Source organism: Pseudomonas putida, assembly GCA_041879295.1.
Classification (GTDB): Bacteria; Pseudomonadota; Gammaproteobacteria; order Pseudomonadales; family Pseudomonadaceae; genus Aquipseudomonas; species Aquipseudomonas putida_Y.
The window spans coordinates 3768336-3792876 of the sequence record CP047152.1 but is presented as its reverse complement, the minus strand read 5'-3'; the positions used below and the strand labels follow the sequence as shown (position 1 = coordinate 3792876).

Genomic DNA, 24541 nt, shown 5'->3' with positions numbered 1-24541 from the left:
TGATGCGGAGCAGGGCGCCGGCTCAGGGGCCGGCGCTGATAGAGCGTTCAGTTACCGCTATTCAATGCTGCCAGCGGCTTTGGAGCATAGAGGGCGCTCTGGAACTCGGGCACGTATTCGTATTTCACCATCTTGCCCAACTTTAAAGAACGGATGTACGTCGACAGGCTACCGTCGCCGAGCACCAGGTGAGCCGAGTCAGCGCTCATGCTCGATCCATGACGGGTCTGCCGAGACGTCGCATAGCCATAACTCAGCTGTCCAGCGTGATCGAGGTTGGTGAAGCTGTTAGTCACCAGGCCGGCTTCATTGGATACGTCCTCGAGCTTTTTTACCCTAAAGACGACATCGATATTGCCAGTCTGCGCGTCGACGATGTCATAGGATACGGTCGCGGCGTCCTCTCGGCGGTTGATCTCTGTCAGCCATTTCGGCAGGTTGTAGCCCACTACGCCACGGACACGGGCAAGCTCGGTATTTACCGGCAATTTGAGCACGTAGCCCCAGAAGTCCTTGGACATGGATTGCCCGATCAAGCTGAATGGCCCGAGATTGGACTTGCCTGGTTTGTTGGTGATGATCGACAAGGCAATTTCGTTGTAGCTGTCGTTGTCGCAATAATCGTAGGTGTAAGCCGTGAAAGCGATCAGGCCGCGGCCTGGCCAAACTTGCAAGGGTTGAACCTGCTTGAGTACTTCGACAGGCATCAGCTCGCGCAGGCGATCGAGGTCTGCGGTGTAAACCGCTGTAAACCGGCTGTTCTTGTAGTAGAAGTTGGGCGAGTACGACTCGAAGCCCATATCGACCTTGGTCTTTTCCAGGCCTTTGAACCAACTGAGGTCCATGCCTGGCGCTTCGGCCTGGATCACCGACAGGGGAGGGTTGGAGCGGTATCGGTCGTACAAACCGCCTTTGACGACGGGTACCTGGTGGCCTGCGATATCTATCATCGCGGTTTCGGCATGTTTGGGGATGCCGGTCGTGTCCGCCAGGGTGGCGTTGGCGATGGGGGTCAGGAGTGCACCTGCCACTGCGGCGACGGTTCCGAGTTTCACTTTTCAGTCTCTCCGGTGAATTGCATCACGCATTGATGAATGCGACCAGGCATCTCGCTTGGCGGCGAACTAGATGGACCTTACACATGCACCTTAACTTTAAACTTAACTTTAATGTCAAGGCGCCAAAGCCCCGCTTTTCCAGCTACTGGGCGTGGTGTCAGGGGCGGGGCCGCAGGGTGAAGGCGAGGGCAAAATCAGCCAGTTTTCCGAATGGTGCCCGGAGCAGCTTTGGCAAGTTCCAGCGACCTTGGACGAACACGCCCTTGGCATGGCTCATCGAGCGAAAACCCTCGATACCGTGGTAAGCCCCCATGCCACTGGGACCCACGCCCCCGAACGGCAGGTCGTCCACCGCGACGTGCATCAGGGTGTTGTTGATGCCGACGTTGCCGGAGGTGGTGCACCTGAGCAGCGCTTCGCTGTCGGCCCCCACATTGCCGAAGTAGTAGAGCGCCAGCGGACGTGGCCTGGCATTGATATAGCCAATAGCTTCGTCGAGGGAGCGGTAGGTACGCACGGGCAGCAAAGGCCCGAAGATTTCTTCGTGCATGACCCGTGCATCGTCACCAGCCCCCACGATCAGCACCGGAGCCAGTGTCCGCGGTCGCTCTGTCGCGCGCTCTGGCGTCACGCCAGTCTCGATCACCTTGGCGCCCCTGGTGCGGGCGTCTTCGACCAGCGACTGCAACCGCGTGTAGTGCCTGTCGCTGACGATGGAGGTGTAGTCCGGGCTGGTCGGGCCTTGCGGATAACCACGGGCGACAGCCGCACAGTACTGGGAGATGAATTCATCCAGGTCATCCTCATGGACCAGCGCGTAGTCCGGTGCCACGCAGGTCTGGCCGGCGTTGGCCAGTTTGCCGAAGACGATGCTGTCGAGGGTGCTGCGTCCGGCATGCCCTGGGGCCACGATCACAGGGCTTTTGCCGCCCAGTTCAAGGGTCAGCGGCACAAGGTTGTCACTCGCCGCCCGCATTACCATCCGGCCAACCTGGGTACTGCCGGTGAACAATAGGTGGTCGAAGGGGAGAGCGCTGAAGCTTGCGCCTGTCTCAGGGCCGCCGAGTATCACCGCCACCTCTTCGACGGTAAAACTGCCCACCAGAATGCGCTGAATCAGCTCACTGGTGCGTGGCGTCAGTTCGGAGGGCTTGATCATCACCCGATTGCCAGCCGCCAGTGCGGTGGCCAGGGGGATGAAGGTCAACGCTATTGGGTAGTTCCACGGCGCCATGACGCCGATCACGCCTTTGGGCTGGTACTCCACATGCGCGCGGCCAGTGCGGTGAAACGCCGCGACGTGACGACGCTCGGGTTTCATGAAACGGCGCAGGTGCCGCAGCAGGTAGTCGATCGACTGGACCACGCCAAGCAGTTCCATGATGTCTGTCTCATGCCTTGAGCGGTTGCCGAAATCGGCGCTGATCGCTTCTTCCACGTCGCGGCGATGGGCAAGCACAGCCGCGCGCAACTTGACCAGGTTGGTTTTGCGTCGCTCAAAACCGGGTGGCCCGTCATTGAGAAACGCACGACGCTGCTGCTCCAGCGTGGTTGCGGCGTAGATAGCCGGGATGGACGTTGCGGCGATAGTCATCTTGCACCTCTCAAGGTTATTGCAATGTAGACACTGTAAACTTGATTTCCGCCGATCATAGGAAGACAATGTTTTCACTGTCAACATGAGGGGAGCAGCCGTATGTCAGCCGATGAAATTTGCGAAGCAAAGCCCTACCACCATGGCGATTTGCGCCGCACCATCATCGACACTGCTTTGGCAACCCTGAAAGAACAGCAAGGCTGGCAATTCACCTTGCGCGAAATAGCCCGGCGAGCCCAGGTGAGCCACTCGGCGCCATATCGGCATTTTCCGGACAAGGGGGCGCTGCTCCACGAGTTGGCGCTACTGGGCTTCGAGCGATTGAATGCGGCGATGCAAGACGCGATGGGGCCAGCGATGTCAGCACCAGAGCGCTTGCGGGCGATGGCCTACGCCTACCTGGCGTTTGGCGAGGAAAATCCGGATTTGTACAGGTTGATGTTTTCGACACAGGCGGGAGACCCCGCGCAGATCCATGTCGACCCCCGAGCCCAGGCACCGTTCTACCTGGTGATCGAGGTGCTGGAGCGTGGTCAGGAGGAGGGTACGATCCGCGCCCGTTCTGCCTTGGGACAGGCCACCGCAAGCTGGGCGCACCTTCACGGGTTGACCCTGCTTTCGATCGATAGCCGGTTGGTGCCGGCGAAGGTCGGCGACCATGCCATCGAGGATGCCTTGACGACCTTGCTTGACGGGTTGGTCAGTGACCAGACGGCTCGATGACCTGCGACTCTACAGAGAACTGCTCGCCCGTATGAAGGCGATGCTTGGCCCAACCACCTAGGATCAGGTACTCAGGCATGACCAAACGCATCGTGCACGTCGTTACCAACGTTGCCCATTACAGCGACCCAAGTCATCCCACGGGGTTGTGGTTGAGTGAGCTGACGCATGCCTGGCATGTGTTCGCTGGCAGAGGTTACGAACAGCACTTGGTGAGCCCGCAGGGTGGAAAATCCCCACTCGAGCCGCGTTCGCTCAAGTGGCCATTGCTTGATGGCACGGCCAAAGCCTGGTTGAACGACCCGGCGGCAATGGCACGTCTTGCCAACACCTCAAGTCCGCAAGCGTTAGTGTCATCAGACTTCGACGCCATCTATTTTACCGGTGGCCATGCGGTGATGTGGGACTTCCCTGAGGACGAGGGTTTGCAGCGACTGACCCGCGAGATCTACGAGCGTGGTGGCGTTGTCTCTTCGGTTTGCCATGGCTATTGCGGGTTGCTCAATACTCGGCTGTCTGATGGTCGTCTCCTGGTAGAGGGGCGTCGTCTGACGGGCTATGCCTGGATCGAAGAAGTGCTGGCGGGCGTGGCGAGCAAGGTCCCATACAATGCCGAGCAAGAAATGAAACGCCGTGGGGCGCGCTACGAGAAAGCACTCTTGCCATTCACTTCCAATGTGGTCGTCGATGGCCGCTTGGTGACAGGCCAGAACCCACAATCTGCCAAAGCAACTGCCGAGCAGGTAGCTGCACTGCTCCAGCGGAAGGCTGCGTGAGATCCCTCGCTTAACGAGAGGAGCGACGTCTTCGCCATAGAGTGGTACGGCTGACACTTCGGTGATTCGGCACAGGCCGTTGTAGGAGCGGGTTCACCCGCGAAAGGGCCAGGCCTGCCGGCAATTTCCACCAGCCGTTCACTGTTGCCGCCGCCACGCGGGTAAACCCGCTCCTTGCAGGCGACCGCGCACGCCTTTCAAATGTTGAGCAAGACAGTTGCTCTCACAGCGGGGCGGGTAAGCCTCGCGATGCCAAAGATCAGGGTTCAGCAAAGTTCAGTTACAAACATGTAAACTTCGTAAGTAAGATTTACTCGCATTTGCGATTCTCTATATTTACCAACCCTGTTGGCCGCCAGACTGAGTGTGCGGGGCCGGTGGGCGAGGGCTCCCGGTTTCCGACAGGGATGTGCCTTTTCGCTCATGAATCGCAGGAGATGTACCCATGCAGTGCAGAACTTCACCCAACAGCCTGGCCCTGGCGTTCGTCGCGCTGGCGTCGCCGGCCATGATGGCGACCGCGGCAGAGTCCGAGGAGCGACGTGCGGGTGAGGTACTGGAAGTGCCCGTCGCCGACAACGCACTGGTGATCCAGGACACCCTGATCACCGCCGAGCGCGAGGCGCGACAGGCCCTGGGCACGTCGATCATCACCGCCGAAGACATCAAGCGCCACCCGCCAGCCAATGACCTGTCCGACATCATCCGTCGCGAGCCTGGGGTTAACCTGACCGGCAACAGTGCCAGTGGCGCACGCGGAAACAACCGCCAGATCGACCTGCGCGGCATGGGCCCGGAAAACACGCTGATCCTCATCGACGGCAAGCCATCCAGTGCGCGTAACGCCGTGCGCTATGGTTGGAACGGTGACCGTGATACTCGGGGTGAAACCAACTGGGTGCCGGCCGAAGCGGTCGAGCGCATCGAGATCTTGCGTGGCCCGGCCGCCGCACGCTACGGCTCCGGCGCCATGGGCGGGGTGGTCAACATCATCACCAAGCGCCCTTCCGACGAGCTGAAAGGCAGCGTCAGCCTGTACACGCAGCTGCCCGAAGACAGCGCGGAAGGCGCCAGCCGCCGAGCCAACTTCAACCTAGGTGGCGGCCTGACCGATAACCTTGGTTTCCGCCTGTACGGCGGCCTGGCCAAGACTGACGCCGACGATCTGGACATCAACGCCGGGCATGCCACCAGCGCCCTGGTAGCGGGGCGGGAGGGGGTGCGCAACAAGGACATCAACGGCCTGCTGAGCTGGAAACTGAACGACGAGCACCGCCTGGAAGCCAGTGCCGGCTACAGCCGTCAGGGCAACATTTTTGCCGGTGACACCATGAACAGCAACGGCGGCGGCGACGTCGACTTCGTCTCCAGCCTCTACGGCCACGAAACCAACGTGATGCAGCGCAGTACTTACGACCTGACCCACCTCGGTGATTTCACCTGGGGTACCAGCAAGACCACGCTGGCCTACGAGTACGTGCGCAACTGGCGCCTGAACGAGGGCCTGGCAGGCCGCACCGAAGGTGCCCCCAACGACGAAGGTGGGGCCATGTCACGTTTGCGCAACACACGTTTGAGCAGTGAAGTGAACCTGCCGTTCGCCATGGGCAGCGCAGAACATGTGCTTACCGTGGGCGGCGAGTACCTGTACGAAGCCCTCAACGACCAAGGTTCGTTGCGCCCGCAAAGCTCCGACCCCGCCAACAATGACGGCCTTGTCGGCTTCGATCGCAGCAGCTCGAAGATGACCGCACGCAGCTATGCGCTGTTTGTCGAAGACAACATCATCGTTGGCGACACCACCCTTACGCCGGGCCTGCGTTTCGACCACCACGAAACCTTCGGTGACAACTTCAGCCCCAGCCTGAACCTGTCGCACAAGCTCACCGAAGCGCTGTCGGTAAAAGGCGGCATCGCCCGTGCCTACAAGGTTCCGAACCTGTACCAGTCCAACCCCAACTACCTGCTGTACAGCCGCGGTAATGGCTGCAGCGTGCAACAGACCAACAATGGTGGCTGTTACCTGCAGGGCAACGCCGACCTCAAGCCCGAGATCAGCGTCAACAAGGAAATCGGCCTGCTGTACGACCGTGGTACCTGGCGCACCAGTGCCACCTACTTCCGCAACGACTACAAGAACAAGATCATCGGTGATACCGATGTGCTTTACACCATAGGTACCGGCAGCCGCGTGACGCAGTGGGACAACGCTGGCAAGGCGCGGGTGGAAGGTGTCGAAGGCAACTTCTTCATCGAGGTGACTCCGACCCTGGACTGGAACACCAACCTGACCTGGATGCTCGACAACGATAATCGCGAAACGGGCGAGCCGCTGTCGGTGATCCCGGAATACACCGTCAACACCAGCCTCGACTGGCGCGCCACCGAACAATTGTCATTCCAGCTGGCAGGTACTTACTTCGGCAAGCAGAAATCACCGACCTACAACTACCGCACCCAGCAGGACTACGACAAGACCGCCCAGCAGGACGTCGAGGCCTATGGCCTGGTGGACGTGAGCGCCGGGTACAGGTTCAACGCCAACTACGATGTGCGTGTAGGTGTGAACAACGTGTTCGACAAGCAGATCCTGCGTGGCGGCAATGCCAGCAGCTCGGGGGCAAACACGTATAACCAGCCGGGCAGGGCGTTGTTTGCTGCGCTGAATATCAGCTTCTGATCCGAGGGGCTGCTGTGCGGCCCATACGCGGGCAAGTCGGGTCGACGACATTGTTGCAGCCAAAAGTCTCGCAGCATGCTAAACCATGCGCCCCAGCCCGCTGCGAGAAATGCCTGGTGAAAGCCGTCCGCCTGACCCTGATCTGCCATGCCCTGACCCAGGCCCAGAAGACCGGGCGCCTGCACCATTCTGACGATGGCATCCTGCCGCTAGAGCAAGAGTCAGGCGCCGACCGTTCAGGCGCGCAGTTGCTGAGTGCGCCAGAGCGGCGGGCCTGCGAGACGGCGGCGTGGTTAACGGGGGCGGTACAGATCGAGCCGGGGTTGGCCGATTGTGACCTCGGGCGTTGGCAGGGTTTGTCGCTGAAGCAACTGCAAGCCGAGCAACCGCAGGCGTTGGCAGAATGGCTGCAGGATCCGGCCAGTGCCGTGCATGGTGGCGAGTCGTTCGCTGCGCTATGCCAGCGCCTGGCCGCCTGGCTGGCGGCCTTCGACAGGCCGGGTGACTGGCTGGCGGTGACCCACCCGATGGTCATCCGCGCCATGCTGGTTCAGGTGCTAGGGTGTCCGATGAGTGCCGGGCAGCGTATCGACGTGCTGCCGTTGTCACGCCTGGAACTGAGCTTTACCGGGCAGTGGCGGTTGCGCCTGGGCTAAGGCTCAGAACGCCAGCTTGTAACCGATCAGCAGCAGCATCGCTGCCAGGCAAGGGCGCAGCACGCGGTCGGAAATTCGCCCGGTGAGGTGGCTACCCAGATAGATGCCTGGCAGTGAGCCCAGCAGCAGGTAGCCCAGCAGCGACCAATCCATGTTGCCCATGCCCGCGTGGCCCAGGCCTGCTACCAAGGTCAGTGGCACGGCGTGGGCAATTTCGGTACCGACCAGGCGACGGGTGACCAGGAACGGGTACAGCAGGAACAGCGCCACCGTACCCAGGGCGCCAGCACCGATGGAGGTGAGGGTGACCATTACCCCAAGCACCACGCCGGTCAGCACTGTGAGGGTGTTCAGGCTGCGGTTGCTGAGGTGGTAGTGATCACCGGCATGACGGCTGGCGAAGGCCTGCAGGCGCGATTTGAACAGGATGGCCAGCGCGGTCAGGATCAGCACCACCGCCAGGCCTTGCTTGATGATGGCGTTGAGCGCCGAGGTATCGGTGTGCAGGGTGCTGAGGAACCACAGGGTCAGCGCCGCTGCGGGCACGCTGCCCATGCTGAGCAGGCCGGTGATCTTCCAATCGATGTTCTTGTTGCGCGCGTGCACCCAGACACCACTGGCCTTGGTGATCGCTGCATACAACAGGTCGGTGCCGACAGCGGTCGCCGGGTGGATGCCAAACCACAACAGGATCGGGGTCATCAGCGAGCCGCCACCGACGCCGGTCATACCGACGATGAAGCCCACGACCAGGCCAGCAATGGTAAAACCGAAAGAACCTACATCCATACGCTACTCGACTGCCCAACTTTGCCCGTTATCGGATGCCAGTCAGCATATAGATTTTTTTATAGCCAAATAGACTTGTTCGTTATTAGGTTATAACCGCGCTTGCCTTGGCAGGTGCGCCCGATCAACGATCAGTCATCACTACCATGACATGGGCATCACCACCGTCATCGCTTTCCGACAGGTAGATGTGGCCCACCTGGCTGTCGAAATACGCCGTCTCCTGCGGCCCGATACTCACCGCTTCTCCGGTCTCGAACTCGATGCGCACGCGCCCACTCAGCACCAGAGCGAACTCTTGCCCGGGGTGGCGGATAAAGTCGTCGAACTGGCCGCGCTCGCGGGCCATGATGCGGGCATAGGCCGGTGTCATGCACCGTCCGGGGAAGTCCCCGGCAATCGGATAATAGTCGTAGGTGCCGGTCGAATAGCCCGCCGCAGCGGGCAGTGAATCGACCACCACGGTCACCGGCACCGGCGCGCTGACCGTACCACTGGCGCGAAACAGCTGGGCAATATCGACATTCAGCGCCCGCGCAGCAGCGGCGAGTTTTTCATAGCTGACCGACACCTGCGCCAGTTCCATCTTCGACAACGTGGACAGCGGCACGCCACTGGCTTCGGACAATTGCTTGAGGGTCATCTGGCGAGCCTTGCGCACCTGGCGCAGACGCTGGCCGACGACGGCACGGTCAAGCTGGGGTAGAGCTGCGGGCATTCAGGGATCTCGGCATGCGGCGGTGGTCGGGCATCTTACCTTGGACACTTGCGCATTTCTAAATTCTCATATATTAGAATTCTCATAAATGATAATTGGCTGGCAGGAGCGTGCATGACCCCGACCTACGACACCCTGATCATCGGTGCTGGCATTGCCGGCGCCTCACTGGGCTATCGCCTGGCCGGCGAGCAGCGTGTGCTGTTGCTCGAGCGTGAATCGCAGCCTGGCTACCATTCCACCGGGCGTTCGGCGGCCATGTTCATGGAGGCTTACGGCACCCCACAGATCCAGGCGCTGACCCGCGCCAGCCGGGCCTTCTACGAAGCGCCACCGCCGGGCTTCTGCGAGCACCCGCTGCTGGAGCCGCGAGGTTGTCTGTATGTGGCCGGCCTGGAGCAGCGTGAACTGCTTGAGCAAACCTACGCGCAGAACCTGGCCAATGGCACAGAAGTCAGCCTGCTTGACCGGGACGCGGCCTTGGCACTGGTACCCAGCTTGCGTGGCGAAGCCTTGGCCGGCGCGGTGCTTGAGCCGGGTGCGATGGACCTTGATGTACATGCCTTGCACCAAGGCTTCTTGCGTGGTTATCGCACTGCTGGCGGTGAACTGCGCTGTAACGCCGAGCTGATCAAGGCCTGGTACCTGGACGGCATGTGGCAGGTGGAGTTGGCGGATGGCAGCCGGCTGCAGGCCCGCCGCCTGGTCAATGCTGCAGGGGCCTGGGCGGACCGTGTGGCCGAGCAGTGCGGGGTGGCGCGTATCGGCTTGCAACCGTGCCGCCGTAGCGCCTTCACCTTCCCCGGCCCGGCAGAGCAAAACTTTGCCCGCTGGCCGGCGGTGATTGGCGTCGATGAAAGCTTCTACTTCAAGCCTGATGCCGGCCAACTGTTGGGGTCGCCAGCCAATGCCGACCCGGTTGAGCCACAGGATGCCGCGCCCGAGGAGTTCGACGTGGCCTTGGGTATTTACAACATTGAAGCCATGACCACCCTGGCGATCCGCCGCCCCAGCCACACCTGGGCCGGGCTGCGTTCGTTCGTTGCCGATGGCGACCTGGTGATCGGTTTCGATGCGCATGCACCCGCGTTTTTCTGGCTGGCGGCCCAGGGAGGCTATGGCATCCAGTCGGCAGCGGGCGCCTCGCGCCTGGCCGCCGATCTGCTGCTGGGCCAGCCCTTGTGTCCCGACCTTGTCAGCCAGGGCGTGGCGCCCGATCGCCTGTCCCCGGCCCGTTTCCAGCAACCCTGAAAGGAGCATCCCATGAGCAATGACATTCAGCGTTTCCCCAGTAGCCTGCCGTTCCCGTTTTCCCGCGCGGTAAAGGCCGGTGGCTTTCTGTTCCTCTCCGGGCAGGTGCCGATGAACACCGACGGCGAAGTGGTGCGCGGTGATATCCAGACTCAGACCCGTGCTGCCTGCGAGCGCATCGCCGAAAGCCTGGCGGCCTGTGGTGCGCGTTTCGACCAGGTGGTAAAGGTCACGGTCTGGCTGTCGGACATGCGCCATTTCGCCGGCTTCAACGAGGTGTACAAGACGTTCTTCGGCGCGGCGCTACCGGTGCGCTCCACCGTGGCTTCGGCGTTGGCCCTGGGCGTGGATGTGGAGATCGAAGTGCAGGCGTTCGTCGGCGACGCCTGACCGGGCAAAGCGCCCGTGTAGAGGCGACCGTGTGTCGTGATGGGCTGCAAGGCCGCCCCTGCGACAGGTATGCGACGGCAATGAAAAAACAACAATAAATCCAGAGGTTCACATGCAAGAGCAGCTGAAGATTGCCGGCGCATTTGTCGGCGTGATCGTGGGGGCGGGGTTCGCTTCAGGGCGGGAACTGTTGTTGTTCTTTGTCGATTTCGGCGTGTGGGGGTTGGCTGGCGCGTTGGTCAGTGCCGCCTTGTTCACCTTCCTCGGCATGGCGTTGGCGGGGCTGGGCAATCGCCAGCAGGCCACCTCGCACAAGGATGTGATCCTGGCCATCTGCGGCCGTCACCTGGGCATGTTCGTCGACTGGTTGATCACCTTTTTCATGTTCGCCGTCACCGTGGTCATGCTGGCCGGCGGTGGTGCATTGCTGGAGCAGCAGTTCGGCATCCCGGCCCTGACCGGCAGCGTGCTGGTGACGCTGGTGGTGGTCGGTATCGTGTGCCTGGACGTGCGCAGGATGATTCTTGCAATCGGCGCGATCACCCCCTTGCTGATCCTGGTGGCTTCAGCGATAGCGCTGTATGCCGTGATCACCCGCGAGCAGAGCTTTGCCGCGCTCGATCAGGTGGCTAGCCAGCAACAGGCCGGCACCCGTCATTGGTTGCTGGGTGCGTTCCTGTATGTGTCGTATAACATCGTGGCGGGCGCGCCGATCCTGGCCATCCTGGGCGGTTCGGCCAAGGGCGAGAAAGCGGCGGTGTGGGGAGGCCTGCTCGGCGGTGCGGCACTTGGCGGCCTGATGCTGGTGATGAGTGCCGGGCTGTTGTCGCGCCTGGACAGTGTGGCCGACCAGCCGATGCCGATGCTGTCGATTGCCAACGAGGTGTCACCACTGCTGGGGCTGGTGATGTGCCTGATCATCTTCGGCATGATCGTCAACACCGCGGTGGGCACGCTGTTTTCCTTCCTCTCGCGGCTGTTACCGGCGGGCACGACGACGTTCCGCTGGGGCTCGGTGGTGACCGGGGTGGTGGCGTTCGGCTGTAGCCTGGTGGGGTTCATCAGCCTGGTGGGCGAAGTGTACCCGTTGTTTGGCTACCTGGGCTTTGTGCTGATGGCGGCGGTGCTGCTGGCCTGGGTACGGCGGGGCAAGGCTGCGAAGGCAGTGGCTGCATAAGGGGCCGGTTCAGGCGACAACAGGCATAGGCCGTTGCCGCCTGAACCCGGCGTTTAAATCCTGAAGCTGCCCACCAACTGCTTCAAACGCCCGGCCTGCTGGGCCAGTTGGTCGCAATGGCGCAGGGTCTCGTTGAGGTTCTCCACCCCCTGCTGGTTCAGGGCGTTGATCTGGGTGATGTCCAGGTTGAGGCTCTCGACCACGGCGGTCTGTTCTTCGGTCGCTGTCGCCACCGACTGGTTCATGCCATCGATCTCGCCAATGCGCTGGGTTACGCTGGCCAGGCGTTCGCCGGCCTGGTTGGCCACCTGCACGGTCTGCTCGCTGGAGACCTGGCTGGTGTTCATGGTATGCACCGCTTCGCGCGAGCCGACCTGCAGGCTGGTGATCATGCGGTGGATTTCTTCCGCCGACTCCTGGGTACGGTGCGCCAGGTTACGCACTTCGTCGGCCACCACGGCAAAGCCACGGCCGGCTTCACCCGCACGAGCTGCTTCAATGGCCGCGTTCAGTGCCAGCAGGTTGGTCTGCTGAGAAATGCCCTTGATCACGTCGAGGATCTTGCCGATTTCGTCGGTGCTGGCGTTGAGGGTTTCGATCTGCGCGCACGACTCGCTGATCCGTTGTGACAGGGCAGTCATGGCGCTGATGGCTTCTTCAACCACTTCACGGCCACCGTGCGCCTGCTCGCTGGCACCGCTGGCATGTTGCGAAGCATCTGCGGCGTTGCGGGCGATTTCCTGGGTGGCGGCGCCCAGTTCGTTGATGGCCGCAGCGACGCTGTTGGTGCGCATGCTCTGTTCTTCAGAGCCGCTGATCGACGCATTGGACGCGCTGACCACTTTCTCCGATAGGTCATGTACCAGGCGGGTGGCCGAGGACACTTCGCTGATCGAGGCATGGATGCGCTCGACAAAGCGGTTGAACGAGGTAGCCAGTTCGCCGAACTCGTCCTTGTTCTGCACGGCCAGGCGGCGGGTAAGGTCACCTTCACCCTCGGCGATGTCGCGCATGGCGCGGCCCATGGTGGTCAGCGGGCTCATCAGCACAGGAATCAACAGGCCGAGCAGGCCGGCAATCGCGGCCACGGCGATCAGCATGGCGATGATCGCCGAGGTGCGGAACTGGCTGAGCGCGGCATAGGCCTTGTCCCTGTCGATCGACAGCCCGATGTACCACTGCGCCGAAGGCAGGCCGGCCACCGGGGCGAACGAGATGATGCGGTCCTGGCCGTCGAGCGTGACATCCTGCATGCCGGCGGCGACCCGCAGGTTGCTGCCTGGGTAGATGTCCTTGAGGTTCTTCATCACCTGGTCTTTGTTGGGGCTGACGATCACCTGGCCATTGGCGTCGGCCAGGAAGGCGTGACCGATGCCGCCGAAGTCGACCGAGTTGATGATCTCGACGAGGGTATCGAGGGTCACGTCACCGCCGACAACACCGATCAGTTCGCCATTGCGCTTGCTCTTCACCGGGGTGGCGATGGTCACCATCAGGCCACCGACTGCACCTTGGTACGGGGCGGTCAGCACGGTCTGCCCGGCGCTGGCGGCGGCGCCGTACCAAGGGCGCTGGCGCGGGTCGTAACCGGCGGGCATCTGGGTATCCGGGCGCTGGGTGAATACGCCGTTGGCCTGGCCCAAGTAGGTGAACAGGAAATTACGCGTGTAGGACGGCTGCTCGATCAGCCCTGCCAGAGTATCGCCGGCACCTTGCTGGCCGATGTCCTGGGCCAGGTTTTCCAGCACCAGGATGCGCCCGCTCATCCAGTTCTGGACGCTGCTGGCGGTCAGTGCCCCGGCCTGCTGCACCGAGGCTTCAATGTTCTGGCGGATGGTGTTGCGTTGCAGGTAGTCGTTGTAGAGCGTGAACAGGGCAAATGCCAAAACCACGACGCCGCAGGCGCTGAGCAGGATCTTGTGGCGAAATTTCAGGTTCATGTTTCGAGACCTTGAGCCAATGAGGGGAGGTCGCAGCGCGCTCATGACGCGATGCGAGGCCTGTCGCCCGAGATATCGGCTCAAGGGGTAAAAGATTGAAGTGCTTAGAGAAAATTCTTACAGACGTTGCGACGGACGGCAGTCACTGGTCAGCCAACTGCTCGATCAGCAGGCGGGCGGCCTGCTGCAGCGGCTGTTGTTTGCGCCACAGGATATGCACGGGCAGTTGCAACTCGTTGCGTGTATTGCGGAACTCCAGGCGTATCAGACGCCCGCTGGCCAGCAGCGGCGCGACCCGCGACAACGGCAGATCGCCCCAGCCCAGGCCCGCTTCCACCATCTGCAAAGCCAGGTCGAAGCTGTCGCTGGACCAGTGCGTGGCACCGATCAGCGGGCGAGGGTCAGCCAGCGGCAGGTCGCGGCTGCGCACCAGAATCTGACGCACCTGCGTCAGGTCTTCAAGGTAGTGGATACGCCCCTCACGCAATGCCGGGTGGGCCGGCGACAGGGTGGCTACCAGCGACTCCATGCCAATGTGCTGGAAGCCGCGTCGGGCATCGACCTGCAAACCGGCAAAGGCTACACAGAGGTCGGCACGGCCGCTGTCCAGCAAGTGCAGGGCCTCTTCCTGCGGAGCGCTGAGCAGGGCAATGTCCAGCAACGGGTAGCGCTCACCGAGGTTGGCGATGGCCGCCAGCAGCGGGCGGTGATCGATGTCGGGTACCACGGCCAGGGTCAGGCTGCTCTCCAGCCCTTGGGACAGCTCCAGGGCATGAACCTGCAGCAGCCCCAGTTGTTCGGCAATCAGCCTGGCGTGTGGCTTCAGGGCCAAGGCCTGTGCGGTTGGGCGAACTTCACGCGGGCCGCGTTCAAACAGGCTGTAGCCAAGGTCTGCCTCAAGGTTGCCAATGGCCATGCTCACCGCTGAAGGCACCCGCTTGAGGGCGCGCGCCGCGGAAGAAAACGAGCCGTGGTCGAGCACGGCCAGAAACAGCTGGATGTTGTCGCTGGAAAAGTTCATGGCAGCCTCCTGTCAGTTAATCTGATAGCTGCTGACTTTTGCTGTCAAGTGTATTGAAGCATGATCGCCCCCCCGTCGCTTTTTGTCTTTGGAGGTAACCCTCGGTGCAGGGATTGAAACGCAAGCTGGTCTACGTGACTTTCTATGAACTGATCGGGCTGTGCATGTCGACCCTTGGGCTGGCCTACCTGTCAGATACGCAGGCCTCCCATACCGGGCCGCTGGCGGTGATGATCACCACCATCGCCATGCTCTGGAACCTGGTCTATAACACCCTGTTCGAGTACTGGGAGAGCCGCCAGGCCAAGCGGGGGCGCAGCGTGGCGCGGCGGGTGGTGCATGCCATCGGCTTCCAGTTGACCCTGGTGGTGTACTTGATTCCGCTGATTGCCTGGTGGCTGGACATGACATTGCTGGAGGCGCTGCTGGTGGATATGGCGTTCATCATCCTGGTGCCGTGCTACACCTTTGCCTACAACTGGGCGTTTGATCGGGTGTTTGGTTTGCCACGCTCTGCCCTGGCTGCAGCTTGATATAGCCTTGCGCGGCGAACAAGCCAGCACAGGCCGCCACTAAGGTGGCAGGCGAATGATCAAAGGCGCCTGCTGCTGCTCAACCTGCTGTTCCATCGGCCGCGGCGCACTGGCCAGCAAGCTGTCCTCAACCTGCCCCGACAGGTAATAGACCCCCGCCATGGCGCCGCTCTGGCGGTTCTCCATCAACTCCTGCCATTCCTGGTTCAACGCCACGTTGAGAATCACCCGCAGCTGTTCGACCATCTGCGGGTGTTCACGGTCATGTGTCATCATCCCGTAACCGGCCGTAGCAATCGAAATCATCGCCCCCGCCACCTTGCCCACTGCCGATGCCACGGCACTGGCGATACCGCGTGGCGCCAGGGTGGCGCCGAGCTTTTCGCTGGCCTGGGTGGCCACCGAGTTAAGTCCGACATCGGTTCTGCCAGGGCCTTTGCTGGCCTGCTGATGCAAGTGCTGGCGCATGGCTTGCCAGGCCGGTTGCTGGTCCAGTGACTTGGCCCGCAGCAGCTGATAGAGGCTGGCATTGCGCGCATCCGGTGGCCCCAGGGCGATGGCGGGGATACGGTTGAGGCGCTGGCTGAACTGCTCGGGCGGCGCGTTGTAACGGCTGATGATGGCCGGCAGTTGCTGGCCGAGCAGTTGCAGATACAGTTCACAGGCGCGGTCGCGGATGCCCTCGGGGTTGATCTGCTCGGCTACCGGCTCGATCACCCGCGCGTGATACTGCTCCTGCAGGTACAGGGCCAGGCGTTTTTCTGCCGGTTCCCGACCCTCGCCGCTGTCGAGCTTGTACCAGGCCACCTTGAGGGTGAGCCATTGCTGGGTCCAGTAACCCGTGAACCAGGGGATGAAGTCGCGCTCGGTGCGTTGTTGCACCTGCTCCTTCCACACCCGCATCGAGCGACGGGCATAGTCATTGGCCGAACCGGCGGCGCCGGCCGAGGCGTCGATCAGTTCCTGATCGATGCGTTGCCACGCCGCAGGGCTGAGTATTGTGGGCGGGGGCGGGGCAGGGGGACGCTTGCTGGCACAACCGCCGAGGGCCAGCAGAAGGCATAGCAACAGGAAGATTCGAGAACTCACGCGACCGCCTCCCTGGTAGAGGCTGGGCTGGTTCTCGCAGTATAGGGTGGGGTTATCGGGGCTGCTGTGCAGCCCATCGCCCGCTCAGCGCAGCTGCAAATGGTGCGTGAACGCGGCCTGAGCAGGAGCGATCGCGTAGTCTGGTCGGATTAGTCCAGGTCCAGCTTTTCTTCCAGGCGGTCAAGGTGCCTGTGCATCAACCCCAAGGCCGCTTCGGCATCACCTTGCTCCACGGCATCGATGATCGCCGCATGCTCTTCCCACGCGCAATGATCGCAGCACGGCGATTCGTAGCGAGCGATGATCAGCGAGGTCATCGGTACCAGCCCATTGAGAAATCGCGCCAGCGGCGCATTGGCCGCTACCTGCGCCAGTTTCAGGTGGAACTCGCCGCCCAGGCGGATCGCCGCGCAGCGTTCACCACTCTCATGGTGCTGGCGCTCGCGCTCCACCAGTTGCCGTAGCTGGCGTACCTGCGCCGGCCGGGCGCGTTGCGCGGCCAGTGTGATCAGCGTGGTTTCGGCCAGGCGCCGGGCACTGAGCACCTGGCGTGCCTGGTCTGGGTCAGGCGCGGCCAGATGGGCGGTGTGGCTGGGGCGCTGCACCACCACCTGCTGGTCGGACAGGCGCCCGAGCACGCGGCGGATCACCGTGCGGCTGACACCAAATGCATGGCCCAGCGCCTGCTCGGGCAACAGGCTGCCCGGGGGCAGGCGCTGTTCGAGAATGGCGTCGAACAGCCGCGGGTAAATCTGCTCGGCCGACAGACGGGTTTCGCCGGCCGCGAGCAGGGCAGGCAAGTGGGGGGCGGCGTTCATGGTCACTCTCCTGAGGTCATGGATGTGGATGTTCGTCCGGGATATTCAGCGCGATGCCCATGCGCAGCCCTTCGGCCACGATATGCTGACGCATCTGGGCACTGGCCTGGGCGCTGCTGCGTTCGCGAATGGCACGTACCACCGCTTCGTTCTCCTTCAGCCGCGCGGCCAGGTGCTCTGGCGAGTTGCGCAGCATGTCGGCGCTTTGCTTCAGGGCATTGCCGGTTTGCTGCACCACGCTCTGGAAAATCGGGTTGGTGGTCAGGGCGAACAGCGCTTCATGGAAGGCAATGTAGGCTTTGACCCCGGCTTCGCTGTCATCGGCCTCCAGCGCTTCGCGCATGTCCATCAGGGTCAGGCGCAGCTGGCCGATGTCCTGGCTGTTGGCCGATTGCGCCACCAGGCCGACGATGAACGGTTCGAGTGTGTAGCGCAGTTCCAGTACGTCGGCCAGGCTGGCCGCGGCACTGACTTCCCCACCCGACGCCTGGGCATCGGCGTCCAGCACCAACACACCCTTGCCGGGCAACGAGCGCACCAGGCCCAGTGTTTCCAGCACGGTTACCGCTTCGCGCAGGCTGGGGCGGCTGATGCCCAGTTGTTCGGCCAGTTCGCGCTGGCCGGGCAGCATGTCGCCGGTGCGCCATTGGCCGCGGGCCAGGGCCTGGCGGAGTTTTTCCACCACTGAGTTGACGACGGTTGATGAGCTGATCACGTTTCGCTCCTGGAAGGGCCGGCGTCAATGCCGGCCACGTTCGCTCAGAATTCCTGTTGATGGGCGTTGGGTTGCTTGCGTGGCGCGGGGGCAAAGCCAGGCTTGCCGTCGAGCACGTTCTGCGCGCGCTCCAGGTCAATGTCCTTCTCCCAGCGGGCAATGGCCACGGTGGCTACGCAGTTGCCGATCAGGTTGGTCAACGCCCGGCCGATACCCATGAACCAGTCCACCGCCAGCACCAGTACCAGGCCTACCACAGGGATCGCCGGTACCGCAGTCAGGGTGGCGGCAAGAATCACCAGTGCCGAGCCTGGGATGCCGTGAGCCCCCTTGGAAGTCACCAGCGACACCAGCAGGATGGTCAGCAGGTCGGTCATTTCCAGTGGCGTGCCGGTGGCGTTGGCGATGAACACGATGGCCAGGGTCAGGTAAATGGAGAAACCATCGAGGTTGAACGAGTAGCCGGTAGGGATCACCAGGCCAACCGTTGAACTGCCAATACCCAGGTGCTCAAGCTTGCGCATGATCTGTGGCAGCACGGCGTCGGAAGAGGCGGTGCCCAGGACGATGGTCAGCTCTTCACGCAGGTACTTGATCAACGGCAGCAGTTTAAGGCCCGACAAGCGCATGACGGTGCCCAGCACGATCAGTACGAAGCCGGCACAGGTCAGGTAGAACAGCGCCACCAGCCCGCCCAGGTGCTGCAGCGACTCCAGGCCATACTTGCTGGTGGTGAAGGCGATGGCGCCGAACACGCCGATCGGCGCCAGGCGCACGATCATGCCCATGATGCGGAAGATCACATGGCTCAGTTCATTGATCAGTCGCGAGATGCCGGCGGCCGAGTCACCCACCAGGTTCAGCGCGCTGCCGAACAGCACCGAGAACAGCAGCACCTGAAGAATGTTGTTGTCGGCGAATGCACCGATCACCGAGGTGGGGATCAGGTCCATGAAGAACGCCGTGGCGCCATGGATGTGCTGGCCGCGCTCGGCCAGGCCGTTGGCATCGGCGGCGGACAGTTGATCCAGGTGAATATTGGCACCGCTGCCAATGCCACTGCTGAAGGCGAACACCAGGCCAATCACCAGCGCGAGGGTAGTCAGCACTTCGAAGTAGATCACCGACTTCAGGCCGATGCGCCCGACCTTTTTCAGGTCGCCCGCACCCGAAATGCCGCTGACCACCACGCAGAACACGATCAGGCCGATGAGCATCTTGATCAGCTTGATGAAGCCGTCGCCGAGGGGTTTGAGTTGCAGGGAGAGGTCGGGGAAGCTCAGACCGCAGGCGATGCCGAGGGCAAGGCCAAGTACGACTTGCAGGAAAATCGAACGCGAGCACCATTTGAGCATGGGAGGAGTCTCTGATCGGTGTCCTTGCTTCGGTAGCCGCACGGGGCGAAAGAGCGCAGGACTTAATTATTGTGGTCTTACCGGTTTGTTCAGCGCGAGGCCATAAAAGCGCGAAAAATCCTCGATTGCAAGGTTTTTTGGCCTTACCGGTCTGACCAGTTGTGGGGCAATCCGGCCTGCCATGCTCTAGATCGGTGCGTGCCGTGAAAGTGGGCGCGTGAAATAGCTCAGGGCTTGGCCAGTGCCTGGTCAACTGCTGCAATCAGCTTGCCAAGATCTTTAGGCGGGGCGTTGTGGATGACGCCGAACAGGTAGGCGCGCTGCTCCTCTTCGTCGTCCGGTTCTGCGAAGAAGTCCTTGGGCTTGACGCCCAGCACCTGGGCAAACGCCAAGATTGCATCGATGCTGGGGGTGTAGGTGCTGGTTTCGAAACGGCTGATGGTCTTGGGGTCGAAGCCGGTCCGTTCGGCCAGTTGTGCCTGGGTCAGGCCCGCCAGCTTGCGGTAGCGGCGCAGGGCGATACCCAAAGCTGATCTCGTCATCGCTTAATTCCCATTTAGAATCAAGAACTTAACGATATCTATCCATGTGGCGCAACGCCATGATCGATCACCTTTGTTTTATTTATGTGATGAATTTCGTAGAATTCATGGTCTGACCGGTTAGTCATCGTCCTCTTCCTTGTGCCGTTCGGCCTCGTGCCTCAACGGCAGGAAGCGCTTTTGCCTATTGGAACTGATCGCCATGAATCGGTTCCGGTGGCCGTCGATGAACTGGATACCGGCTTGTCATTGAATGGAGTCTCATCGTGCGCCTCAACTTGCCGGTAACCCCGGTCGAGCAACGTTTCCCCCCTCATCAGCGGCTGATTTCTGCTACCGATACCGCCAGCCTGATCACCTACTGCAACCCTGAGTTTGCCGCCATCAGTGGCTACAGCGAGGCCGAACTGATCGGCAGCCCGCACAACCTGGTGCGCCACCCGGACATGCCGCCAGCGGTGTACGAGTTGATGTGGCGCTACCTGAAAGCCGGGAAGAGCTGGATGGGTATCGTCAAGAACCGCTGCCGTAACGGCGACTACTACTGGGTCAATGCTTACGTCACGCCCATCCTCGAAGGAGGTCGGGTTGTGGGTTACGAGTCGGTGCGCGTATGCCCCACGCGGGAGCAAGTCGCCCGTGCCGAAGTGCTGTATGCGCGGCTGCGCAACGGTCAAACGGCATTGTCGGCGCCGCGCCGGCTGAGCTTGCTGATGCAGGCCTTGGCCTTGCCACTGGCCGGCGGGCTGCTGGCGGTAGGCGCAAACCAGTTGTGGCCCGGCCTGGTGGGGCAGGGGCTGACCCTGGGGCTGTTCGTGGCCTGCGGCCTGTGGGCGCGCAACGCCCTCGGGCGGCAGCTACAGCAGATTGTGCAGGGCGCCGAAGGTGCCTTCGCCGACCCGCTTGCAGCCTTGACCTACAGCGACCTGACGGGTGCTGCCGGGCAGTTGCAACTGATGCTGATCAGCGAAGAGGCACGTCTGAAAACCGCCTTGACGCGGCTAAGCGACCTGGCCGGACAAATGGCCGTGGCTGCTCGCGATGCCGGGCAGTTGTCGCGCAGCACCGAGGCGGCATTGCTGGAGCAGCGCGCCGAAACCGACCTGAGCGCCACCGCAATGAACCAGATGGCCGCCTCCATTGGCGAAGTGGCCAACCACGTGCAGTTGACCGCCGCCGAGGCACACACGGCCCACCTGCTGGCCGAACAAGGTAGCCAGGTAGCCGATGCAAGCGGTGCGGCCATTCGTAACTTGGCCAGCACTGTGACGCAGATCAACCAGGCGGTCAGTCACCTGGCTGGTCAGACTGGCGCCATCGCCGAGGCAGCCGGGATGATCCGTGGCATTGCCGAGCAGACCAACCTGCTGGCCCTCAACGCCGCCATCGAGGCAGCCCGTGCGGGCGAGCAGGGCCGCGGCTTTGCCGTGGTCGCCGACGAGGTGCGGGCACTGGCCGACAAGACTCGCCAGTCCACCCTGCACATCCAGGCCATAATCGATGCCTTGCGCAGTGGCGCCGAGGAAGCCGTGGCGATCGCCAGCCACGGCATCGACGGTGCCGAGCAAGGTGTTGTCCAGGTGCAGGAGGCCCGGCAAGCGCTGCATGGTATTCGTGACGCGGTACAGCGCATCAGCGATATGAGCCAGCAGATGGCCGCCGCCTCGCAGCAGCAGTCGGCGGTGGCAGAAGACGTTTCGCGGCAAATCAACGGCGTTGCCGGTATTGCCCAGCACAGCGCCCACAGCGCCAACGCCGCCGCCTCGCGCGGCACCGAACTGGAACATGTATGCGCCGGATTGCGCGCCCTGGTGGAGCGCTTCAACCGCTAAGGCAGGATGCTTTATGGATGATAACTATCGCGCGGCCGTGGACGCGGCCGCGATCTTTTCGGAAACCGACCTGCGTGGGAACATCACCTACGTCAATCAGCAGTTCTGCAGCATCTCGGGCTACAGCCGTGAGGAGCTGCTGGGGGCCAACCACCGTATCCTCAATTCCGGCCTGCATGAGCCGACGTTCTTTGTCGGCATGTGGCGGGCTTTGGCTGCCGGGCGGGTGTGGAAGGGCGAAATCTGCAACCGGTCCAAGGACGGTTCGTTGTATTGGGTCGACAGCACCATGGTGCCGCTGGTCGACCCGCTAACAGGCCAGGTGCGCAAGTATGTATCCATCCGCTTTGACGTTACAGAGAAGCGTCAGCTACTGCATACCTTGCAGTGGCGGGTGGGCCACGATGTGCTCACCGGCCTGCCCAACCGCGCCTATTTGTCCGACCTGCTGAACCAGGCCCTGGCCTGTTCGCGCCGTGAAGGCATCTCGCTGGCGGTGTGCATGCTCGACCTGGATGGTTTCAAGGCGGTCAACGACGGCTACGGGCATGCCGTGGGTGACCTGCTGCTGGTGGAAGTGGCGCAGCGTTTGAAGAGTATCCTGCGCGGTGGTGATGCCGTTGCCCGGCTGTCGGGCGACGAGTTCGTGCTGATCCTGCGCGACGTCGACGATGAGTGCCAGCTGCATGCAGCCCTGCAGCGGGTATTGCGGGCATTGGCGGCGCCTTGTGTGGTGCGTGGGCATACGCTGTCGCTCAGCGCCAGTATAGGCGTGACCCTGTATCCGCAGGATGACGAAGATGCCGACACCCTGGTGCGCCACGCCGACCAGGCCATGTATGTGGCCAAGCAGCGCGGGCGCAACCGTTACCACCTGTTCGATGTGACGCAGGAGCAGGAGCTCAAGGCCACCCACCAGACCGTGGCGCGCGTGCGCCGGGCGCTACGCAACGGCGAGTTGTGTCTTTACTACCAACCCAAGGTCAACCTGCGCAGTGGCAAGGTACTGGGCTTCGAGGGGTTGTTGCGCTGGCAGCGGCCGGGCCGTGGCGTGGTGCCGCCAGGCGATTTCCTGCCGTGGGTAGAACAGACCGACCTGATCGTCGAAATCGGCGAGTGGGTGATAGGGCAGGCATTGAGCCAGTTGCAGGTCTGGCAGTTGCAAGGGCAGCCCTGGTCACTGAGCGTGAATATCGCCGCGCGGCACTTGCAGCGCAGTGACTTTGCCGAGCGCCTGCAGCAACTGCTGGCAGCGTACCCGGCGGTGGACCCGGCGCTGCTGGACCTGGAAATCGTCGAGTCAGTGGCCATCGACAACCTGCAGCACGTCAGCCGCTGCCTGGACGCCTGCCGTGCGCTGGGTGTGCGTTTCTCGCTGGACGATTTCGGCACCGGTTATTCGTCGTTGAGTTACCTGAAACGCTTGCCGACCCAGACGATCAAGATCGACCAGTCGTTCGTACGGGACATCCTTCATGACCAGGACGACCTGGCGCTGACGGAGGCGGTGATCGGCCTGGCCCGGGCGTTTGGCCGCGAGGTGATTGCCGAGGGGCTGGAGAGTGTCGAGCATGGCCGGGTACTGATGGACCTGGGCTGCGAGCTGGCGCAGGGTTACTGCATTGCCCGGCCGATGCCGGCCAGTGAAGTGCAAGCCTGGGCACAGGCCTACCGGCAGCCGGCGCAGTGGCGTGACCCTTGAAGGCCATCAGCGGGCCGTGGTCCTGACCCGCACCATCAATCACGGGCAAAAAAAAACGGCACCTGCAAGAGGTGCCGTTTTCGCATCACGCGGTATTACTTGTGCAGCTCTTCTGCCGCATACAGCGTGTTCTCAAGCAGGCACGCCCGGGTCATCGGCCCGACGCCGCCCGGCACTGGTGTGATCCAGCCGGCGCGTGCCAGGGCAGTCTCGTAGACCACGTCGCCAACCAGCTTGCCGTCTTCCTGGCGGTTGATGCCCACGTCGATGACGATGGCGCCTTCCTTGACCCACTCACCCTTGACCAGGCCCGGCTTGCCGGCAGCCACGACCACCAGGTCGGCACGCCCGACATGGCCGGCCAGATCCTTGGTGAAGCGGTGGCAGACGGTCACGGTACAGCCGGCCAGCAGCAGTTCCATGGCCATCGGGCGGCCAACGATGTTGGACGCGCCGACGATCACCGCGTTCATGCCGTACAGGTCCTGGCCGGTGCTTTCCAGCAGGGTCATGATGCCTTTTGGCGTGCATGGGCGCAGCAGCGGAATACGCTGGGCCAGGCGGCCGATGTTGTAAGGATGGAAACCGTCCACATCCTTGTCCGGGCGAATGCGCTCGAGCAGCAGCGAGGCGTCCAGGTGCGCCGGCAGCGGCAGTTGCAGCAGGATGCCGTCGACGGCCGGATCGTCATTGAGACGGTCGATCAGCTCGGTCAGGGCCTGTTGCGTGGTCTCGCTGGGCAGGTCGAAAGCCTGCGAAATGAAGCCGACCTCTTCGCAGTCCTTGCGCTTGTGCGAGACATAGACTTGGGAGGCGGGGTCGGTGCCGACCAGGATCACCGCCAGGCCCGGCGTGCGCAGGCCTTGCTGGCGACGCTCCACGACACGTTGAGCGATCTGCTGGCGCAGGCTGGCGGCGATAGCCTTGCCATCGATTAGGTGTGCAGTCATAGACGCGTGATTAACCATCGAGAAGGAACAATAAAGAACGCGCATTCTCGCACGACATGGGCCAAGGGCAAAGGCGGGTGGTCGGGCAAATCCCCTAACCCCTTAAATAATTTAAATTTTTTCGAAAAAGGTGTTGACGACTTTCGGGGTCGACTATAAGATTCGCCGCACTTGTCGGGCACAGCCTATCACTGGTTGGCTAAGTCGGGCAGAATGAGTGGTTTAACAG

At 62.3% G+C, this 24541-nt stretch carries 22 protein-coding genes; 10 read left to right on the top strand and 12 right to left on the bottom strand.

The window, feature by feature from the left end:
* Nucleotides 1-47: 47 nt before the first annotated feature.
* Nucleotides 48-1055, bottom strand: a complete 1008-nt coding sequence (locus tag GST84_17440; GenBank protein XGB14019.1) for an acetoacetate decarboxylase (ADC) — start codon at nt 1053-1055, stop codon at nt 48-50.
* 160 nt (nt 1056-1215) lie between these two features.
* Nucleotides 1216-2652: an aldehyde dehydrogenase family protein gene (locus tag GST84_17435; protein XGB14018.1), complete on the bottom strand. Its 1437-nt coding sequence runs from the start codon at nt 2650-2652 to the stop codon at nt 1216-1218.
* Nucleotides 2653-2754: 102 nt separating this feature from the next.
* Between GST84_17435 and GST84_17430 the strand changes: the two genes are divergently transcribed.
* From GST84_17430 to GST84_17415, 4 genes are all read left to right on the top strand, one after another.
* Nucleotides 2755-3378 (top strand): TetR family transcriptional regulator, encoded by a 624-nt coding sequence (locus GST84_17430; GenBank protein ID XGB14017.1) that lies wholly within the window; start codon nt 2755-2757, stop codon nt 3376-3378.
* A gap of 77 nt (nt 3379-3455) precedes the next feature.
* On the top strand, nt 3456-4154 hold the full coding sequence (locus GST84_17425) for a type 1 glutamine amidotransferase domain-containing protein (GenBank protein XGB14016.1): 699 nt from the start codon (nt 3456-3458) through the stop codon (nt 4152-4154).
* 445 nt (nt 4155-4599) lie between these two features.
* Nucleotides 4600-6834 carry a TonB-dependent siderophore receptor gene (locus GST84_17420; protein XGB14015.1) on the top strand — a complete coding sequence of 745 codons (2235 nt, stop codon included), beginning with the start codon at nt 4600-4602 and terminating at the stop codon, nt 6832-6834.
* 116 nt (nt 6835-6950) lie between these two features.
* Nucleotides 6951-7490, top strand: coding sequence for a histidine phosphatase family protein (locus GST84_17415; GenBank protein XGB14014.1), 540 nt, complete (start codon nt 6951-6953; stop codon nt 7488-7490).
* Between the two features lie 3 nt (nt 7491-7493).
* Here the strand turns inward: GST84_17415 and GST84_17410 are convergent, their stop codons facing one another.
* Both GST84_17410 and GST84_17405 read right to left on the bottom strand, forming a co-directional pair.
* The gene (locus tag GST84_17410) at nt 7494-8279 is read right to left on the bottom strand and encodes a TSUP family transporter (GenBank protein ID XGB14013.1); all 786 of its coding nucleotides are present in this window, start codon (nt 8277-8279) and stop codon (nt 7494-7496) included.
* A 124-nt stretch (nt 8280-8403) separates the two neighbouring features.
* Complete coding sequence (locus GST84_17405; protein ID XGB14012.1) at nt 8404-8997, bottom strand: helix-turn-helix domain-containing protein; 594 nt, start codon at nt 8995-8997, stop codon at nt 8404-8406.
* Between the two features lie 114 nt (nt 8998-9111).
* Between GST84_17405 and GST84_17400 the strand changes: the two genes are divergently transcribed.
* The 3 genes from GST84_17400 (at nt 9112) to GST84_17390 (ending at nt 11815) form a co-directional block, all read left to right on the top strand.
* Nucleotides 9112-10248 (top strand): FAD-dependent oxidoreductase, encoded by a 1137-nt coding sequence (locus tag GST84_17400; GenBank protein XGB14011.1) that lies wholly within the window; start codon nt 9112-9114, stop codon nt 10246-10248.
* A gap of 12 nt (nt 10249-10260) precedes the next feature.
* On the top strand, nt 10261-10638 hold the full coding sequence (locus GST84_17395) for a RidA family protein (protein XGB14010.1): 378 nt from the start codon (nt 10261-10263) through the stop codon (nt 10636-10638).
* A 112-nt stretch (nt 10639-10750) separates the two neighbouring features.
* Nucleotides 10751-11815, top strand: coding sequence for a hypothetical protein (locus GST84_17390; protein XGB14009.1), 1065 nt, complete (start codon nt 10751-10753; stop codon nt 11813-11815).
* A gap of 53 nt (nt 11816-11868) precedes the next feature.
* Here the strand turns inward: GST84_17390 and GST84_17385 are convergent, their stop codons facing one another.
* Together GST84_17385 and GST84_17380 are read right to left on the bottom strand one after the other, a co-directional pair.
* Nucleotides 11869-13755, bottom strand: coding sequence for a HAMP domain-containing protein (locus tag GST84_17385; protein XGB14008.1), 1887 nt, complete (start codon nt 13753-13755; stop codon nt 11869-11871).
* Nucleotides 13756-13897: 142 nt separating this feature from the next.
* Nucleotides 13898-14776 (bottom strand): LysR family transcriptional regulator, encoded by an 879-nt coding sequence (locus tag GST84_17380; protein XGB14007.1) that lies wholly within the window; start codon nt 14774-14776, stop codon nt 13898-13900.
* Between the two features lie 104 nt (nt 14777-14880).
* Here GST84_17380 and GST84_17375 point away from each other — a divergent pair, with 104 nt between their 5' ends.
* Complete coding sequence (locus tag GST84_17375) at nt 14881-15309, top strand: PACE efflux transporter (GenBank protein XGB14006.1); 429 nt, start codon at nt 14881-14883, stop codon at nt 15307-15309.
* 39 nt (nt 15310-15348) lie between these two features.
* On the opposite strand, the gene GST84_17370 is transcribed toward GST84_17375, so the two are convergent.
* The 5 genes from GST84_17370 to GST84_17350 form a co-directional block, all read right to left on the bottom strand.
* Nucleotides 15349-16398, bottom strand: coding sequence for a hypothetical protein (locus GST84_17370; GenBank protein ID XGB14005.1), 1050 nt, complete (start codon nt 16396-16398; stop codon nt 15349-15351).
* A 149-nt stretch (nt 16399-16547) separates the two neighbouring features.
* Nucleotides 16548-17216, bottom strand: a complete 669-nt coding sequence (locus GST84_17365; GenBank protein XGB14004.1) for an FCD domain-containing protein — start codon at nt 17214-17216, stop codon at nt 16548-16550.
* A gap of 16 nt (nt 17217-17232) precedes the next feature.
* Nucleotides 17233-17931 carry an FCD domain-containing protein gene (locus GST84_17360; protein ID XGB14003.1) on the bottom strand — a complete coding sequence of 233 codons (699 nt, stop codon included), beginning with the start codon at nt 17929-17931 and terminating at the stop codon, nt 17233-17235.
* A 44-nt stretch (nt 17932-17975) separates the two neighbouring features.
* Complete coding sequence (gene dctA / locus GST84_17355; protein ID XGB14002.1) at nt 17976-19286, bottom strand: C4-dicarboxylate transporter DctA; 1311 nt, start codon at nt 19284-19286, stop codon at nt 17976-17978.
* A 227-nt stretch (nt 19287-19513) separates the two neighbouring features.
* On the bottom strand, nt 19514-19828 hold the full coding sequence (locus GST84_17350; protein ID XGB14001.1) for a helix-turn-helix domain-containing protein: 315 nt from the start codon (nt 19826-19828) through the stop codon (nt 19514-19516).
* A gap of 266 nt (nt 19829-20094) precedes the next feature.
* Here GST84_17350 and GST84_17345 point away from each other — a divergent pair, with 266 nt between their 5' ends.
* Nucleotides 20095-21660 carry a PAS domain-containing protein gene (locus GST84_17345; GenBank protein ID XGB14000.1) on the top strand — a complete coding sequence of 522 codons (1566 nt, stop codon included), beginning with the start codon at nt 20095-20097 and terminating at the stop codon, nt 21658-21660.
* Between the two features lie 13 nt (nt 21661-21673).
* Entirely contained in the window at nt 21674-23362 is a 1689-nt protein-coding gene (locus tag GST84_17340; protein XGB13999.1) for an EAL domain-containing protein, read from the top strand.
* A 95-nt stretch (nt 23363-23457) separates the two neighbouring features.
* On the opposite strand, the gene folD is transcribed toward GST84_17340, so the two are convergent.
* Nucleotides 23458-24312, bottom strand: a complete 855-nt coding sequence (folD, locus tag GST84_17335; GenBank protein ID XGB13998.1) for a bifunctional methylenetetrahydrofolate dehydrogenase/methenyltetrahydrofolate cyclohydrolase FolD — start codon at nt 24310-24312, stop codon at nt 23458-23460.
* Between the last annotated feature and the right edge of the window lie 229 nt (nt 24313-24541).

What these genes read in the sequence shown, in the direction of transcription:
- dctA (XGB14002.1), bottom strand. Translation starts at nt 19,286, where the DNA reads ATGCTCAAATGGTGCTCGCGTTCGATTTTCCTGCAAGTCGTACTTGGC.
- GST84_17380 (XGB14007.1), bottom strand. Translation starts at nt 14,776, where the DNA reads ATGAACTTTTCCAGCGACAACATCCAGCTGTTTCTGGCCGTGCTCGAC.
- GST84_17390 (XGB14009.1), top strand. Translation starts at nt 10,751, where the DNA reads ATGCAAGAGCAGCTGAAGATTGCCGGCGCATTTGTCGGCGTGATCGTG.
- GST84_17405 (XGB14012.1), bottom strand. Translation starts at nt 8,997, where the DNA reads ATGCCCGCAGCTCTACCCCAGCTTGACCGTGCCGTCGTCGGCCAGCGT.
- folD (XGB13998.1), bottom strand. Translation starts at nt 24,312, where the DNA reads ATGACTGCACACCTAATCGATGGCAAGGCTATCGCCGCCAGCCTGCGC.
- GST84_17340 (XGB13999.1), top strand. Translation starts at nt 21,674, where the DNA reads ATGGATGATAACTATCGCGCGGCCGTGGACGCGGCCGCGATCTTTTCG.
- GST84_17400 (XGB14011.1), top strand. Translation starts at nt 9,112, where the DNA reads ATGACCCCGACCTACGACACCCTGATCATCGGTGCTGGCATTGCCGGC.
- GST84_17425 (XGB14016.1), top strand. Translation starts at nt 3,456, where the DNA reads ATGACCAAACGCATCGTGCACGTCGTTACCAACGTTGCCCATTACAGC.
- GST84_17430 (XGB14017.1), top strand. Translation starts at nt 2,755, where the DNA reads ATGTCAGCCGATGAAATTTGCGAAGCAAAGCCCTACCACCATGGCGAT.
- GST84_17350 (XGB14001.1), bottom strand. Translation starts at nt 19,828, where the DNA reads ATGACGAGATCAGCTTTGGGTATCGCCCTGCGCCGCTACCGCAAGCTG.
- GST84_17365 (XGB14004.1), bottom strand. Translation starts at nt 17,216, where the DNA reads ATGAACGCCGCCCCCCACTTGCCTGCCCTGCTCGCGGCCGGCGAAACC.
- GST84_17410 (XGB14013.1), bottom strand. Translation starts at nt 8,279, where the DNA reads ATGGATGTAGGTTCTTTCGGTTTTACCATTGCTGGCCTGGTCGTGGGC.
- GST84_17385 (XGB14008.1), bottom strand. Translation starts at nt 13,755, where the DNA reads ATGAACCTGAAATTTCGCCACAAGATCCTGCTCAGCGCCTGCGGCGTC.
- GST84_17395 (XGB14010.1), top strand. Translation starts at nt 10,261, where the DNA reads ATGAGCAATGACATTCAGCGTTTCCCCAGTAGCCTGCCGTTCCCGTTT.
- GST84_17420 (XGB14015.1), top strand. Translation starts at nt 4,600, where the DNA reads ATGCAGTGCAGAACTTCACCCAACAGCCTGGCCCTGGCGTTCGTCGCG.
- GST84_17435 (XGB14018.1), bottom strand. Translation starts at nt 2,652, where the DNA reads ATGACTATCGCCGCAACGTCCATCCCGGCTATCTACGCCGCAACCACG.